We start from the raw sequence: 15,732 nt of genomic DNA on the forward strand, positions 1-15,732 counted from the left end.
GGGGCTTTCCTCCGGGCGCTTCCCTTCGGTCTTGCGTTTCCGACTCTATCAGACTCTTTCGTGTCCGATTCCCGGTCGAAGCGGGCCTCGCATTTATCGCCTTGCGGAATTCGCTTTCGCGTTTCCCTTTCCGGCGAGCCAGACTCTATCAGGCCTTTTCGCTCTCCCTGACCGGCCCCCCGCAGGCATGCGGGTGCCCGATATCGGGTTAGTGTTTGGGCTTGTAGTCGCCGCCGACCCCCGACTCAAAGTCGCGTTGGGGCCAGGCAGGAGTACGACAGTACAGGCTGCCGGGAGTCGAGGCAAATCGTTGCCGGTACACCCCTAGGTCCTCGAACCACCAGGACTCGGGCGGAACCGGGACTTCTCATGACTTACGCTGCTGAGCAAGTACGCCGTCTCCTACAGGCCGCGACGGCGCCATTGAAGCTCCACTCTGGGAGGCTCCCCATGACCACTGTGTCGTCCCCTATTGCCGGACGTGCCATCGGGCTCGCTGCGGTACCCGACCCCGTCTTCTCCGGGGCGATGGTGGGCCCCGGTACCGCCATCGACCCCGCGCGCGAGCCGTCCGAGGCCGTCTCGCCCGTCGACGGAATCGTCGTCTCCCTCCACCCGCACGCCTTCGTGGTCGTGGACAGCGAGGGCCACGGAGTACTGACCCACCTCGGCATCGACACGGTGCAGCTCAACGGCGAGGGCTTCGAACTGCTCGTGAACAAGGGTGACACCGTCACGCGCGGGCAGGGCGTCGTCCGGTGGGACCCGGTTGCGGTCGAGGCCGCCGGGAAGTCGCCGGTGTGCCCCATCGTGGCACTGGAAGCAACGCCCGATTCGCTGTCCGACGTCATCGAGGACGGCGACGTGAAGGTCGGCGACGCACTGTTCGGCTGGCAGTAACGCGTTCGGCGCAGTGACAGCCGACTGGATATCCATCGCGGGGGCATCGTCCACCGCACAACCGGAGACGGGTGCAATGCAGACAACGCTGCGAGGCGTAGGCGTGAGCCACGGTGTGGCGATCGGCGAGGTACGGCACATGGGCACAGCGGTGCTCGAACCGCCGGCCAAGCAGATTCCGGCCGAGGAGGCCGAGCGCGAGCAGGGGCGGGCCCGGCAGGCCGTCGAAGCCGTGGCGGCCGACCTCGTCGCACGCGGCAACCTGGCCGGGGGCGAGGCCCAGCACGTGCTGGAGGCCCAGGCCATGATGGCTCAGGATCCCGAACTCATGGCGGATGTGGACCGGCGCATCGCCGTCGGCAGCACCGCCGAACGCGGGGTGTACGACGCGTTCGCCTCGTACCGCGCGCTGCTCGCCGGTGCCGGTGAGTACCTCGCCGGCCGCGTCGCCGACCTCGACGACGTACGCAACCGCATCGTGGCCCGCCTGCTCGGCGTGCCGATGCCGGGTGTCCCGGACAGCGACGAGCCCTACGTACTGATCGCGCGTGACCTCGCCCCGGCCGACACGGCGCTGCTCGACCCCACTCTGGTGCTCGGCTTCGTCACCGAGGAGGGGGGCCCGACGAGCCACAGCGCGATTCTGGCGCGGGCGCTCGGTGTGCCCGCCGTCGTGGCGCTCCCCGGCGCAGGGGAGCTGGCCGAGGGCACGGTGATCGCCGTGGACGGCAGCACCGGCGAGATCTTCGTCGAGCCGAGCGCCGAGAAGCGGGCGGAGATGGAGAGTTCCGCCGCCGCGCGCAAGGCGGCGCTGTCGGCGTCGACCGGACCCGGCGCGACCTCCGACGGTCACAAGGTGCCGCTGCTCGCCAATGTCGGCGGCCCCGGTGATGTGCCGGCGGCACTCGAGGCGGGCGCGGAGGGCGTCGGCCTCTTCCGTACCGAGTTCCTCTTCCTGGACGACAGCAAGCAGGCGCCGTCCGAGGAGAAGCAGATCGCCGCCTACCGCGCGGTGCTGGAAGCCTTCCCCGAAGGCCGTGTCGTGGTGCGGGTGCTGGACGCCGGCGCGGACAAGCCCCTGGACTTCCTGACTCCGGCGGACGAGCCGAATCCGGCGCTCGGCGTGCGCGGTCTGCGGAGTCTGCTGGATCACCCCGACGTGCTGCGGACTCAGCTGACCTCCCTGTCGAAGGCCGCCGAGGGACTTCCTGTCCACCTCGAGGTCATGGCTCCCATGGTCGCGGACCGTGCGGATGCCAAGGCCTTCGCGGATGCGTGCCGTGCGGCCGGGCTGCACGCGAAGTTCGGCGCGATGGTCGAGATCCCGTCGGCCGCACTGCGGGCACGTTCGGTGCTGCAGGAGGTGGAGTTCCTGTCGCTGGGTACCAACGACCTGGCGCAGTACACCTTCGCTGCGGACCGTCAGGTGGGTGCGGTGTCCCGGCTCCAGGACCCGTGGCAGCCCGCGCTGCTGGATCTGGTCGCGATGTCCGCCGATGCCGCCAGGGCCGAGGGCAAGAGCTGCGGTGTCTGTGGTGAGGCCGCCTCCGATCCGCTGCTCGCCTGCGTCCTGACCGGTCTCGGTGTGACGTCGCTGTCGATGGGTGCCGCGTCCATTCCCTATGTACGCAGCACGCTGGCGAAGCACACGCTGGCCCAGTGCGAGCGTGCGGCGTCCGCCGCGCGCGCGGCGGACTCGGCCGAGGAGGCACGCGTCGCCGCGCAGGCGGTGCTGTCGGGCGAGTAGGGCGCCTCGCGGGGCCACAGGGTCGCGCGATGTGTGAGAAGGGGCTTCCCGCCCGTGGTGGCGGGGAGCCCCTTCCGCCTGTCAGCGGTGCGCCTCCGGTTCTTCGGCACCGATGTCGAATCCCGCGCAGTACTCCACGCCGGATTCGGGCGAGACGGGGTCACCGGTGTCGGCGTCGGTGCAGTAGGCGCTGAACACCTCCCCCGCGGTGAGCGGGACGAGGCTGCCGCCGGTGAGACGCCAGCCGTGGACCCGGTCGGCTGTCCCCGGGGCGCTCGTCCGCAGGACGACTCCCCCATGGCGTTCGAGAGCGATGCCGACGGCCAGCACGGTCACGAATTCGGCACCTTCCGCCGAATCGAGGTGGGCGGGGCCGGTGGTGTCGCGCTCGGTGTGCAGGGCGGCGAGCAGTTGCTCGTTCTCCGTGGGAGTGCTGCACACCAGATGGTGAGTGCCGGGTCCGGCCGCTTCCAGGGTGCGCAGCAGGAGGTGGGATGCGCGGTCGAAGGCGGCGCGCCCGATGTCCTGTCCGCAGTCCGCGCAGTCCCCGAGCCCGGACAGGAGCATCGTGGCGTACTCCCAGGTGGCCTGCCGGACGGCTCGGGAGACCAGGAGCGGGATCAGGGTGTCGAGGGGTTGTCCGGTGTAGGCGACGGTGGCGCCGCAGGCCGCGACCTCCGCGGTGAAGCGGCTGCGGCCTGCCGGGGTGTCGGGTGCGATTCCCGATTCGGCGCAGAACTCCGCGTACTCCTCGGGGTCGAAGAGGGCGACCGTCGTGTGCATGCCCTGTGCTGCGAGGGCCCTGAGCAGGCCTTCCACCTGCTGCAGGTAGACGGAGTGGTCGTCGAAGGTGAAGGTGCGATAGCGCCGCATCGCCGCGAAGTCCTGCTCATCGGTCAGGAGGCCGATGGTGCTCGGTGCTTCGCGGCGCAGCGTGCGTCGCATCGTGGTGCCGGTCCGGCCGCGGACGGTGGCCCGCTTGTTCCTGGTCTGCGCCATGATTCCCCCAGTGCGCTGTCGAACATTGCTCACTCAGAGTAATGACGGGCACTGACAGTGGCCTCGGTCAGCGGCGCTTGCGGGCCAGTTCCTCGTAGAAGTGGAGGAGTTCCAGGTTGTCGATCGAGCCGGGGTTGACCGCCTTGGCCAGGGCGGTTCCCTGGAGCAGGCGCTTGACCGGAACCTCGATGCGCTTGCCGGTGAGGGTGTGCGGGATGCCGGGGACCTCGATGACCTCGTCCGGGACGTGGCGCGGGGAGAGATGGTCGCGGATGGTGCGCTTGATGCTGTCGCGGAGGGTGTCGTCGAGTGCCGCGCCTTCGGCGAGGTGGACGAAAAGCGGCATCCAGTAGCCTCCGTCGGGTTCCTCCAGGCCGATGACGAGGGACTCCCGGATTTCGGGGAGGCGCTCGACGGCTTCGTAGATGTCCGCGGAGCCCATGCGGACGCCCTGCCGGTTGAGGGTGGAGTCGGACCGGCCGTGGATGACGACGGAGCCGCGGTCGGTGATCGTGATCCAGTCGCCGTGCCGCCAGGTACCCGGGTACGTCTCGAAGTAGCTCTCGCGGTAGCGGGTGCCGTCGGGGTCGTTCCAGAAGCGGATCGGCATGGACGGCATGGGCTGGGTGACGACGAGTTCGCCGACCTCGCCGGTCAGGGGTTCGCCCGCGGGATCCCAGGACTGGAGGTCAGTGCCGAGGCACGCGGCCTGGAGTTCGCCGATGTGGACCGGGAGGGTGGCGACCGCGCCGGCGAAGCAGCTGCAGACGTCGGTGCCGCCGCTGACGGAGGCGATCCACAGGTCGTCGGCCACTTCGTCGTGGAGCCAGCGGAAGCCGTCGGGCGGGAGCGGGGAGCCCGTGGTGGCGACGCACTGGATGCGGGAGAGGTCGAAGTCGCGCCCCGGGTGGATGCCGGCCTTGCGGCAGGCCATGACGTAGGCGGCGGAGGTACCGAACAGGGTGGCGCCCGTCTGTTCGGCGACGCGCCACTGGGCACTGACATCCGGGTAGCCGGGGCTTCCGTCGTACAGCACGAGGGTGGTGCCGGTGAGGAGGCCGGAGACGAGGAAGTTCCACATCATCCAGCCGGTGGAGGTGTACCAGAAGAAGCGGTCCTCGGGGCCGAGGTCGCAGTGCAGGCCGATCTGCTTGAAGTGTTCGAGCAGGATGCCGCCCTGGGACTGGACGATCGCCTTGGGCAGGCCCGTAGTGCCGGAGGAGTAGAGCACCCACAGCGGGTGGTCGAAGGGAACCTGCTCGAAGACGGGTTCGGTGTCCGCGGCGGTGAGGGCGGACCATTCGAGGGCGCCTTCGGGTGCGTCGGTGCCGAGCAGCGGGATGTGGACGACGGCGCGCAAGGTGGGCAGTTCGCGGCGCAGTTCGGCGACGGTGTCCGCGCGGTGGTGCTCCTTGCCGCCGTAGCGGTAGCCGTCGACGGTGAAGAGGACGACGGGTTCGACCTGCTGGAAGCGGTCGAGGACGCTGCGGGCGCCGAAGTCGGGGGCGCAGGAGGTCCAGACGCCGCCTACGGCCGCGGTGGCGAGGAAGGCGACGACCGCCTGCGGGATGTTGGGGAGGTAGCCGCTGACGCGGTCGCCCGGGGTGACGCCGAGGGCGCGGAGTTCGGCGGCGAGCGAGCCGACCTGGCGGCGCAGGTCGGACCAGGAGACGGGGACCTGGGTATGGGTCTCGTCGACATGGAGCAGAGCGGGGGCGTCCGGGCGGTCCTCGGCGGTGCGCAGCGCGTGCTCGGCGTAGTTGAGGGTCGCTCCGGGGAACCACTGCGCGCCCGGCATGGTGCGGTCGCCGATGACGGTCTCGTACGGGGTGGAGAACCGGACGTCGAACCACTCGGCGACGGCCTTCCAGAAGGTGTCGAGCTCGTCGACTGACCAGCGGTGCAGGCTCGCGTAGCCGCCCTCGGCCGGCGCTCCGTGGTGCTCGGCCGCCCAGCTCTGGAAGCGGGTGACGGCGGCGGCCGCGATGCGGTCCGGGCCGGGCTGCCACAGGGGGGCTTCGTCGGCTGCTGAGGTCATGGGGCGGCTCCCTGGCTGTACGGGTACGCGGTGTGTGCGTGGGTCGCGCGCACGGGCTGGGGTGTGCGCGTGAGGCGGCTCCACGGACGATGCCATGTGATCGTCTTTCGCACCAGGGTTGCCCGCCCATGGTCGCGTGTCCCGATATGTGGTCCGGCCACGCCCCGTCGCGGCCGGCCACGGGTGAACGGAAGTTGAACAGGACCCGCGTCCGGATCACCGGGTGGCAGGGTGAGCCGCATGGACGGTCGTGACCTGGTGCGCTCGGTGAAGTCGGTCGGTTCGAAGCAGGGGCTGCGTACGGTGCGCTCGGCGTGGCGGCGGGCTCGGGCGGATGCGCGGGCGTTGCCTGCGCGGGGTCCGGAGCGGGCGCGGGTGCCGGGAGCGGTGGTGGGGGCGGAGCCGGAGCCGGGTGGCGGTGTGGTGCGGTTCGCCCGTTCGGAGCTGCGCATCCGTGTGGCGGTGGGCGGGGCGGTCTTCTGGGGCTGGGGCGGCGCGGAGCCGTTGCCGTCCTACGCACTGCCGGGGGCCGCGCCCGACGCCGATCCTCGGGCCCTGCTGGAGCCGGACAAGGACGGCGGATGGCAGGTGGTGTCGGAGCGGCTGACGGTGGCGGTGTCACGGCACGGTGCGGTGGAGTTGCGGACGCCGGGCGGGGTGGTGCTCCGGCGGGAACTGCCGCCGCGGTGGTGGGAGCCGGTGGCGGGTGGTCCGGCGAGGTGGGTGCAGCGGTCGGAGGTCCCGGCGGACGCGCGGTTCTTCGGGCTGGGCGGGCGGGCCGCGGGCCCTCGGCTCAGGGATGGGGTGTACGGGCTGTGGAACACCGATCCGGGCGGCCGGTTCGGCCCGGAGGACGATCCGCTGTATCTGACGATGCCGGCGCAGGTGGTGGTCTCGGACGCGGGAACGCATCTGGCGTTCCATGACAACTCCTGGGCGGGGCGGGTGGCGCTGCGCGAGGGGGAGGAGGGGGCGGGCTCCGGCCATGACCGGCCGGGCACGTCCGAGGTGCGGATGGAGGGCGGCCCGCTGCGCTGCTGGGTGGTCGTGGGTACGCCGGCCAGGGTTCTTCAGGGGTGGTCGGCCCTGACGGGCGCGCCGGTGGTGCCTCCGTCGTGGGCGCTGGGTCCGCAGCACGCCCGGTGGGGGTTCGGGAGCGAGCGGGAGGTACGGCGGGTCGTCGCGGGGTACCGGGAGCGGGGCCTGCCCCTGTCGGTGCTGCACCTGGACATCGACCACTTCGACGCACACCGGGTGTTCACGGTGGACCGTGAGCGGTTTCCCGACCTCCCGGGGCTGGCGGAGGAGTTGCGCGGGGGCGGGGTGCGGCTGGTGTCGATCGTGGACCCGGCGGTGGCGGCGGTGCCGGGGGACGCGGTCTTCGACACCGGTGCGGCGGTGGGTGCTTCGGGCGCGTTCGTCCGGGACGCCAGGGGGCGGGCGGTGCGCGGGGAGGTGTGGGCGGGTGAGTGCGTGTATCCGGACTTCACCGATCCCGGGGTGCGCGAGTGGTGGGGCGGGCTGTACGAGGAGCGGCTGGCGCAGGGCTTCTCGGGGGTCTGGCACGACATGAACGAGCCGGTGTCGTTCATGGCGTTCGGTGAGGCGACGCTCCCCCGTTCGTCCCGGCATGCGCTGGAGGGGCGCGGCGGTGATCACCGGGAGGCCCACAACGTGTACGGCCTCGCGATGGCGCGTGCCGGGTACGAGGGGCTGCTCCGGTTGCGGCCCCGGGAGCGGCCTTTCCTGTTCTCCCGGTCGGGCTGGGCGGGGATGCAGAGATACGGAGGGACATGGTCGGGGGACGTGACGACGGGCTGGCCCGGGCTGCGGGCCTCGCTGTCGCTGGTGCTGGGTCTGGGGCTGTGCGGGGTGCCGTATTCGGGGCCGGATGTGGGTGGGTTCGGCGGTTCGCCGTCGCCGGAGCTGTATCTGCGGTGGTTCCAGTTGGGGGCGTACCTTCCGCTGTTCCGTACGCATGCGGCGATCGGCGCGGGGCGCCGGGAGCCGTGGGAGTTCGGCCCGCTGGTGCTCGAGGGTGCGCGGGAGGTGCTGGTGGAGCGGGAGCGGCTGCGGCCGTACTGGGTGACGTTGGCGCAGCTGGCCCGGCTGACCGGGGCGCCGTATGTGCGTCCCCTGTGGTGGGCGGCGCCCGGCGACCGGGCGCTGCGGGAGTGCGAGGACGCGTTCCTGCTGGGTGATGCACTGCTGGTGGCGCCGGTGCTGGAGCCGGGGGTGGTGGAGCGGTCGGTGCGGCTGCCGCAGGGGCGCTGGTACGACACGGTGAGCGGTGCGGTGTACGAGGGGCCGGGGCAGGTGATGGTCGAGGCGCCGTTGTCGCGGGTGCCGGTGCTGGCGCGGGCCGGTTCGGTGATTCCGGTGCGGGGCAGCGGTGGCGGGCTCGAACTGGAGGTGTGGGCTCCGGTGGAGGGTGTCGGCGGGGGCGGCTCGGTGGTCCGTGACAGGGGTGACGGCTGGGCGCCGGTGGTGGTCGAGCGGTACACGACCCGTCTCTCGGGCGGGCGGGTCGTGGTGGAGCGGGACGGTGAGGAGGATCTGGTGGACTGTCCGGTCCGGGTGCGGGGGCTCTGAGCCGGCTGAGCGCGGACAGTCCGGGCGCGGGGGCTCCGAGCCGGGCTGAGGGCGGACAGCCCGGGGGCTCGGCGCCGGGGCTGAGCGCGGTCAGGTGTAACGGCCGGCGAACCAGGCGCGGACCGCCTCGGTGTGGAGCGGGAAGGCGAGCGCTTCCGGGGAGCGCAGTACTCCGAATCCGGAGGTCTCGTCGGTCGGCACGGACGGCGGGAGTGCGTCGGCCGGACGTGGGGGCAGCAGCCCGAACAGGAGCAGATGGCCGTCGCGGTCGCTGAGGGCGTCGGCGAGGCGGACATCGGTGTGGTCCGCGGCGATGCCGGTCTCCTCGCGGAGTTCGCGTACGACCGCTTGTTTCCAGTCCTCGTCGTGGTCGATGAAGCCGCCGGGGAGGGCGGTGCCGCCGAGGCGGGGTTCGATGGTGCGGGTGATGACGACGAGTCCGGTGCCGTCGTCGCCGGTGACGGGGAGCAGGGCGACGGCGACCGGCAGGGGGTTGCGGTAGGCGGTGGCGCCGCAGGCGGTGCAGGTGCGGGGCCAGGTGCCGGGCGAGGGCAGCGCGGTGTACGGCGTCCCGCAACTGCCGCAGTGGGAGTCCTTCACGGGCTTCTCCGGTTTCCTCGTCGTCCCCGGCCCGCAGACCGTGGGGGCCGGTCGGACTCGCGGGGACTGTATCCGATCGCCCGCCCGGGACGGCCGGACTAGTGGACGATGTGCTCATGACAGCTATGGGTTCCGTTTTCCGTGTCCTGGCAGCGACTGCCGCCACTCTGCTCGCCGTCACCGCCGCCGCTCCCGTGGCCCAGGCGAAGCCCGAGCCCAAGGCTCCCGGGGAGTTCGTCGCTCTGCGCACGGTCGATCCCACGATCCTCCAGGAGATGCGCTACCCCACCGGGCACGACTTCATGGGCGTGCCGGTGGACGGATACCGTCAGTCGCTGTGCATCCTCACCCGGCCGGCGGCCGAGGCCCTGCACCGGGCCCAGGTACGGCTGCTGGCGCAGGGGTACTCGCTGAAGGTGTACGACTGCTACCGGCCCCAGCGGGCCGTCGACCACTTCGTGCGGTGGGCGAAGGACCTCGACGACGCGACCGTGAAGGGCGAGTTCTATCCGCAGGTCGACAAGACCCGCCTGTTCGCGGACGGTTACATCGCCGAGAAGTCCGGGCACAGCCGGGGCAGCACGGTGGACCTGACCCTGGTGAGGCTGCCGGCCCTGCCGACCAGGCCGTACCGTCCGGGCGAGGAACTGGTTCCGTGCTACGCCCCGCAGGCCGACCGCTTCCCGGACAACTCGGTCGACATGGGGACCGGCTTCGACTGCTTCGACACGCTCTCGCACACCGATGACCCGCGGATCCAGGGCGTGCAGCGCACCAACCGTCAGTTCCTCAAGAAGACGCTCACCGACGCGGGATTCGTGAATCTGGCCGAGGAGTGGTGGCACTACACCTTCAAGCCGGAGCTGTTTCCGGACACCTACTTCGACTTCCCCGTAGCCCGCAGGTCCGTCGCCGGCCACTGAGGCGGCGCGTCCCGGAGAGGCGAGCGGGCGGCTGGGACCACCCCCGTGGGTTCCGGCCGCCCGTTCTTCTTCTCGGACGCGGATCGGCCGTATCCGGTTGCCGGTCCAGCCATTACGGTGCCCGTATGTCACAGCAGAGGTTCGATTCGTTCGAAGAGTTCTGGCCCTACTACGTCGCGATGCACTCCCGGGCAGCGACCCGTTGGGTCCATCTGACCGGCACCCTGACCGGTCTCGCGATCACCGCCTACGGACTGGCGCGCGGCCGGAAGCGGTACGTGGCGGCACTGCCACTGATCGGGTACGGGACCGCCTGGCCCGCACATTTCCTGATCGAGAAGAACAATCCGGCCACCTTCGGCCATCCTGCCTGGTCGCTGCGCGGTGACGCGCAGATGATCGGGATGATGCTGGCCGGCCGCGACCGGGAGCTCGCGGAGACCGCTGACAAGTGGCTCGCGGACAACGGCTGACGCGTACTTCGCCCTGTACGCCCGCCGCCGGATGGCGCTGGACGGGGACACTCCGGAAGACTTCACGCAGGTCAAGGCCAACGGCTCGGCGGCCGTGGCGTTGCGCTGAGGAGGCGCCCCCGCCGCCGCGGGGCCACCGACCTCCTCCGCACCCCCTGTCGGCGGGGGTGCGGGCCGCGCCGTCTACGTCGTGGCGGGCTCGCGGAGCCGGTCCACTCGGGCCATCGCGTGTTCGACCACGGCCACCAGGACGTCCCGTACGGACGAGCGGTCGCGCGCGTCGCACATGAGGACCGGTACCTGCGGGTCGAGGTCCAGTGCCGCCTGCACCGTCCCGGTGGGAAACCGGTCGGCGCCCTCGAAGCAGTTCACGGCCACGGCGAACGGGATCTCGCGGCGCTCGAAGTAGTCGACCGCCGCGAAGCAGTCCTCCAGCCGCCGGGTGTCCGCGAGGACGACCGCCCCAAGCGCGCCCTGGGCGAGTTCGTCCCAGAGGAACCAGAAGCGGTCCTGTCCCGGGGTTCCGAAGAGGTACAGCACCAGGTCCTCGCGCAGGGTGATCCGCCCGAAGTCCATCGCCACGGTCGTCGTGGTCTTCGCCTCGACACCGTCCAGGTCGTCCACCGGACGTCCCGCCTCGGTCAGCCTCTCCTCCGTACGCAGCGGCCTGATCTCGCTGACCGCGCCCACCAGGGTCGTCTTGCCCACTCCGAAGCCGCCCGCCACCAGGATCTTGAGGGTAACGGGCTCCACGGGCCGCCTGCTGCGGCTAGAGCGCCCGAAGGCCATTGATCACCTCGCGAAGAATGTTCACATCCGGCAGCTCGGCCGGCGGAACGGGACGGGTTACGTGCACCAGCTCGTCCTCGACGAGATCGCCGACCAGGACCCGGACCACCCCGACGGGGAGGTCCAGACCGGCCGCGAGCTCGGCGATCGACTGGGGCATGTCACTGCACAGTTCGACGATCTCCACGTGTTCCGGGGAGAGCATCTGGTCCCTGCCTGGGTCGTCGGCCGCGGGTTCGGGCATGACGATCGCGATCAGGTCGAGGCGGTGCCGGGACGCGCTGCTGGTGCGTCCCCTGGTCATCGCGTACGGGCGGACCACCGGCCCCGCGTCGGCGTCGTACCAGCGCGAGGACTGCGGGTCGCCGGGGATCTCCGGGGTGCGGGAGGCGTCGGCGCTCATTCCATCCACTCACCCTCCGGAGGACGGACCGGTCGTCCGGGGAGCGTTGGCCAGGTGGGCTCCCACGCGCTTGACCATCAGCGTCATCTCGTACGCCACCTGCCCGACGTCCGAGTCGGAGTCGGCCAGCACGGCGAGGCAGCTGCCGTCACCGGCCGCCGTGACGAACAGGAACGCCTCGTCGAGTTCCACGACGGTCTGGCGGACCCGGCCCGCGTCGAAATGGCGGCCGACGCCCTTGGCGAGGCTGTGGAATCCCGAGGCCACGGCCGCCAGGTGCTCGCCGTCCTCCCTGGTCAGATCCTTGGACGCGCCGGTGGGGAGGCCGTCGCTGGAGAGGACCAGCGCCTTGCGGATGCTGGCGACGCGCGCGACGAGTTCGTCGAGGAGCCAGTTGAGTTCACCCGACCCCTGACGTGCGGAGTTGAGTGCTGAGGCGTGCGGTGCGGTCATGGACCGTCCCCTCCCGGAGTGGTTCCTTGTGCTGTGTCGCCGGGGCCGGTCACGTCCTCGGCGTTCTGCAGACGTCCGCGCTGCCAGCCACGCTGGAGCGAGGCCATGCGGTCGCGTACCTCGTCGGCGTCCCGCTCGATGTCCTCGGCGCTCTCCACCGGGTCCGGGCCGGCCGTGCCCGAGCCCTCGCGGAGCTGCGGGGCGAGGCTGGCCTGTCGGACCCGGCGGGGCAGCCCGCCCACGGTGTCGGGAGCGGACGGCGGCGGGCCGGCGGACGTCGACGACCGGGGCGCCGGCACCGACGGCGCCCCGGCGGGCCCGGTGGGAGTCCGCAAGCCGGTGGGCTGCCGGGGTTCTGCGGGGCGGCGCCGGTCCTCGTGCGGGACGGGGCCGGTCGCCAGGGGCCGGGCCGGGGCGCGCGCGGGCTCCGGGTCGGCGGTCGTGGGGTGGTCACGGCCGCCGCTGTCGACGCGGCGGCCGCGGTCGGTGACCAGGGTCGGCGGTTTGCGGCGGGGCAGCCGGCGCGTGCCGTCCGGGCGCAGGGCCCGTACGCCGTCCGGCTCCGCCGCGGGGTCGGCGGCCTGCTGGTGCTGCTCGCGGTCACCGTCCCGGCGGAGCTCACGGGAGCGGAAGATGCCGCCGCGTTCGCTCTCGGTGTCGTCCAGGTCGGCGACCGGGTCGAGCACCGGGCCGGGGCCCCGGCCGGTGACCGCTTCGAGGAGCGGGTCACGGTCAAAGCCCATGGACGCGACCGGACCTTCGAGCTCGACCGGGCCGTCCAGCAGCGCTGGGTCCACCAGTCCGCTGGGGACGGGCGAGAGGCTGCCCGGCCGCTCCTGCGGGCGGGCGGGCGAGAGGCCGCGGTCCGGCGCGTCCTGTTCCCGACCCGTGTCGCCGCCCGGCCTGCTGCTGGCGATCGCCTTCTCGGACCTGCGGTCGAGACGGAATCCGGTGCCGTGCGACTCCGGGGCGTCGGTGAGCAGCGCCGCCGGGATGAAGACGACGGCGGTGGTGCCTCCGTACGGGGAGGTCTGCAGGGACACGCGGACGTTCTGCCGCTGGGCGAGCCGGCTGACGACGAAGAGGCCGAGGCGGTCGGTGTCGGACAGTTCGAACTCAGGGGTCTCGGCGAGCCGTAGGTTGGCGTCCAGGAGTAGGTCGGGGGCCATTCCGAGGCCGCGGTCGTGGATTTCGAGGGTGAAACCGTTGGCGACCTGTTCGCCGTGCACCTGGACGGCTGTGTGCGGGGGCGAGAACACCGTGGCGTTCTCCAGCAGTTCGGCGATGAGGTGGGTGAGGTCGGCTACGGCGGGGCCGCCCACGCCGATCCTCGGGAGCCGGCGGACCTCGATCCGCTCGTAGTCCTCCACTTCGGCGACCGCGGCGCGCACCACGTCCATGAGCTGGATGGGCTTGCGCCACTGCCGGGAGGGGGCGGCTCCGGAGAGGATCACCAGTCCCTCGGCGTGGCGCCTCATCCGGGTCGTGAGGTGGTCGAGGCGGAACAGGTCGGCGAGTTCGTCGGTGTTCTCGGTGCGGCGTTCCATCGTGTCCAGGAGCGTCAACTGGCGGTGGAGCAGCACCTGGTTGCGGCGGGCGAGGTTGACGAACACCTCGGAGACGCCGCGTCGCATGTCCGCCTGCTTGACGGCCGCCTCGACCGCGGCCCGCTGGAGCGTGTTGAGCGCCTGCCCGACCTGGCCGATCTCGTCCCGTTCGTAACTGAGGTGCGGGGACTCGGTCTCGACGTCGACGTGTTCTCCCGCGGCGAGGCGGCGCATCACGCTCGGCAGCCGCACTCCGGAGACCTCGTGGGCGTCCTTGCGCAGCCGCGAGAGGTCGCGGACGAGCTCGCGGCCGATGCGTACCGACACGAAGACGGAGACGAGCAGGGCCAGGAATCCGAGTACGCCGGCGACACCGGCCTTGATCAGGACGCCGTAGCCGGCGGGCTTGCCCCGGTCCTGGAAACGGTTGTTCATCTCGGTCGAGTCGTTGGCCAGCCGGTCCAGGACCGGCGGTGCCACCTCCTGCCAGCGGGCGGTGTCCACGACACGGGAGTCTCGGGTGGGCCCCTGGGCGATGAGCTTGTCCTCGACGGTGCGCAGCGGTTCGCTGTCGGGGCCCGACCAGTACTGCTCCACACGTCGGCGCTCGGACGCGGGGAGCACCTGGAGGTTGATCTCGTACAGCAGCTCCCGGTTGGCCACGAGATCGGAGATCTGCCGGAGTTCGGGGGCCGTGAAGCGCCCGGCCAGGAGCCCGGAGGCCACCAGGGCGTCTTCCCTGGAGAGCATCTCGCGGGCGCGCGAGACGCCGGTCAGCGCCCTGACCTGCTTGTCCATGGACACGTTCTCCATCGTGTGGAGGCCGGTCAGGAAGCGGTAACAGGGGTCGATGAGGCGGTTGTAGTAGTCCATCGCCTTGGCCCGGCCGATGGTGCGCCGGTCGACGGAGTCGCGGAGGGCCTCGAGTTCGTCGACCGCCCCCAGGATCGAGCTGAGCTGCGTCTCGGCGTCGGGGCGCAGTGCGTCGCGGATGTCCTTCTGCTGCGCACCGGAAGTCACGCGCTCCACGACCCGGTCGGTGACCGCGCGCTGCGTGCGCAGGACGGGGAGGGCGTCGGAGGCCCGTGGGTCGGCGAGGAAGACGAGGGTCTGGCGGCGCTCGTTCTGCACGGCCCGGACGGTGTCCTCCAGGGGGTGGCCGACCTTCTCCACGACGGTGCTCGCGCTCAGCAGCTGGCCGGCCTCGCGTCCGGTCAGATAGGTGGCGAAGCCCCAGAGCGCGGTGAGGGAGACGAGCGGCACCAGAAGCAACGCCACGATCTTCCGGCGGATGGACTTTCCGCGAAAGCGCATGGCCTCCCCCAGCTCGGCCCCGCGGGGCGGGGATGGTGTTCCGTCAACAAACGGCGCGAGCCTACTACCGACTCATGGACAACTCGAAGGCACGTCCGGACGATTTTCGGCCGCCTTATTGGGAGTTGACCATGACTTGTCCTGGTATTCCGGGAGATGAAATTCGCGAATGCGACAGAAGACGCCTATCGAAGCGGCATATTCCTCGCCTTCCCGGTTGGCTGGAAGTCTTCGTTCTGTACCGATCCGGGGGAATCTTCGCCGTCCGGCACTCGTCTGTGTGTACGGGGGCAGGAGTGCTGGAGGAGTGCACCGCGCAGGACGGGACGGCCCGTCCGCGTAGAAAGGGTGCATGCGGGGCAGCAACCCTGAAGTCGGACAGCGGTGGGGAGTTGAAAGTCGTTGGACACGCAGGAGCGTCACGGTGCGGTGGCAGTGCCCCCGGCCCGGACGGCGAAGGAGGCGGACACCCCGGCCCCGGCGACGCGGGACCGGCCGGAATTCCCGCGGCAGCCGCTCTGGGTCGATGAACCGGCCACGCGCCGGCGGATGCCGGATCCCGTGCGCACGGCCGCCGTGCGGGCCGTGCTCATCATGTCGCTGACACTCATCCAGGCCGTGGTCGCGTTCCTGACCTCGCTAGCGGGTTCCTGGCTGGCCTTCCCGATGGTGCTCAGCGGTGTGGGCAGCACCGTGGTCGCGACCTGGTCGGTGCTGGACGTGTGGGTGACCCGGCAGGTGTGGAATCAGCGCAACGGTGTGGTGTCGATGCCCAGCAGTTCGGCCCGGCGGCTGCGCCGCGAGCGTCGCAGGGCCAGACGGGCGGCGCGGACCGCCGAGCGGGACGGGGCGCGGATACGCCGACGGGACGCGGGCCGCCGCCTCTCCCGGGCCTGACGCCCGACCACCTGCGGCCCCGGCCCCTCGGAACCACCGGCCCGCCCGAGGGGCCGC

General features: G+C 71.4%; 13 protein-coding genes. 6 read left to right on the top strand and 7 right to left on the bottom strand.

Annotated elements, in window-relative coordinates; genetic code table 11:
• Positions 1–450: 450 nt before the first annotated feature.
• Both ACFYPA_RS35530 and ptsP read left to right on the top strand, forming a co-directional pair.
• The gene (locus ACFYPA_RS35530; protein WP_359086715.1) at positions 451–900 is read left to right on the top strand and encodes a PTS glucose transporter subunit IIA; all 450 of its coding nucleotides are present in this window, start codon (positions 451–453) and stop codon (positions 898–900) included.
• A gap of 76 nt (positions 901–976) precedes the next feature.
• A complete protein-coding gene (gene ptsP, locus ACFYPA_RS35535) occupies positions 977–2,647 on the top strand; it encodes a phosphoenolpyruvate--protein phosphotransferase (protein ID WP_359320822.1) in 1,671 nt (556 codons plus the stop codon).
• A gap of 81 nt (positions 2,648–2,728) precedes the next feature.
• Here ptsP and ACFYPA_RS35540 read toward each other — a convergent pair whose 3' ends face one another.
• Both ACFYPA_RS35540 and ACFYPA_RS35545 read right to left on the bottom strand, forming a co-directional pair.
• Complete coding sequence (locus ACFYPA_RS35540) at positions 2,729–3,646, bottom strand: hypothetical protein (protein WP_359086718.1); 918 nt, start codon at positions 3,644–3,646, stop codon at positions 2,729–2,731.
• 67 nt (positions 3,647–3,713) lie between these two features.
• Positions 3,714–5,684, bottom strand: a complete 1,971-nt coding sequence (locus ACFYPA_RS35545) for an acetoacetate--CoA ligase (protein ID WP_359086719.1) — start codon at positions 5,682–5,684, stop codon at positions 3,714–3,716.
• A gap of 240 nt (positions 5,685–5,924) precedes the next feature.
• On the opposite strand from ACFYPA_RS35545, the gene ACFYPA_RS35550 reads away from it, so the two are divergent.
• On the top strand, positions 5,925–8,276 hold the full coding sequence (locus ACFYPA_RS35550) for a glycoside hydrolase family 31 protein (RefSeq protein ID WP_359320825.1): 2,352 nt from the start codon (positions 5,925–5,927) through the stop codon (positions 8,274–8,276).
• 90 nt (positions 8,277–8,366) lie between these two features.
• Here ACFYPA_RS35550 and ACFYPA_RS35555 read toward each other — a convergent pair whose 3' ends face one another.
• Positions 8,367–8,876: an NUDIX domain-containing protein gene (locus tag ACFYPA_RS35555; RefSeq protein WP_359320828.1), complete on the bottom strand. Its 510-nt coding sequence runs from the start codon at positions 8,874–8,876 to the stop codon at positions 8,367–8,369.
• A 116-nt stretch (positions 8,877–8,992) separates the two neighbouring features.
• Between ACFYPA_RS35555 and ACFYPA_RS35560 the strand changes: the two genes are divergently transcribed.
• Both ACFYPA_RS35560 and ACFYPA_RS35565 read left to right on the top strand, forming a co-directional pair.
• Complete coding sequence (locus tag ACFYPA_RS35560; RefSeq protein WP_359320831.1) at positions 8,993–9,799, top strand: M15 family metallopeptidase; 807 nt, start codon at positions 8,993–8,995, stop codon at positions 9,797–9,799.
• A gap of 125 nt (positions 9,800–9,924) precedes the next feature.
• The gene (locus tag ACFYPA_RS35565) at positions 9,925–10,272 is read left to right on the top strand and encodes a DUF962 domain-containing protein (protein WP_359086725.1); all 348 of its coding nucleotides are present in this window, start codon (positions 9,925–9,927) and stop codon (positions 10,270–10,272) included.
• A gap of 183 nt (positions 10,273–10,455) precedes the next feature.
• On the opposite strand, the gene ACFYPA_RS35570 is transcribed toward ACFYPA_RS35565, so the two are convergent.
• From ACFYPA_RS35570 to ACFYPA_RS35585, 4 genes are read right to left on the bottom strand one after another with little or no spacing between them, the layout of a single operon-like run.
• Complete coding sequence (locus tag ACFYPA_RS35570; protein WP_359086727.1) at positions 10,456–11,061, bottom strand: ATP/GTP-binding protein; 606 nt, start codon at positions 11,059–11,061, stop codon at positions 10,456–10,458.
• Positions 11,042–11,464: a DUF742 domain-containing protein gene (locus ACFYPA_RS35575; protein ID WP_359086728.1), complete on the bottom strand. Its 423-nt coding sequence runs from the start codon at positions 11,462–11,464 to the stop codon at positions 11,042–11,044. Before ACFYPA_RS35575 ends, ACFYPA_RS35570 begins: the two co-directional genes overlap by 20 nt.
• A gap of 9 nt (positions 11,465–11,473) precedes the next feature.
• Positions 11,474–11,917: a roadblock/LC7 domain-containing protein gene (locus ACFYPA_RS35580; protein ID WP_359086730.1), complete on the bottom strand. Its 444-nt coding sequence runs from the start codon at positions 11,915–11,917 to the stop codon at positions 11,474–11,476.
• Positions 11,914–14,778: a nitrate- and nitrite sensing domain-containing protein gene (locus ACFYPA_RS35585; protein WP_389136739.1), complete on the bottom strand. Its 2,865-nt coding sequence runs from the start codon at positions 14,776–14,778 to the stop codon at positions 11,914–11,916. Before ACFYPA_RS35585 ends, ACFYPA_RS35580 begins: the two co-directional genes overlap by 4 nt.
• Before the next feature lie 435 nt (positions 14,779–15,213).
• Here ACFYPA_RS35585 and ACFYPA_RS35590 point away from each other — a divergent pair, with 435 nt between their 5' ends.
• Positions 15,214–15,675: a hypothetical protein gene (locus ACFYPA_RS35590; protein ID WP_359320849.1), complete on the top strand. Its 462-nt coding sequence runs from the start codon at positions 15,214–15,216 to the stop codon at positions 15,673–15,675.
• Positions 15,676–15,732 lie beyond the last annotated feature (57 nt).

Origin of the sequence: Streptomyces sp. NPDC005775, from assembly GCF_042871565.1 — a bacterium.
Lineage (GTDB): Bacteria > Actinomycetota > Actinomycetes > Streptomycetales > Streptomycetaceae > Streptomyces.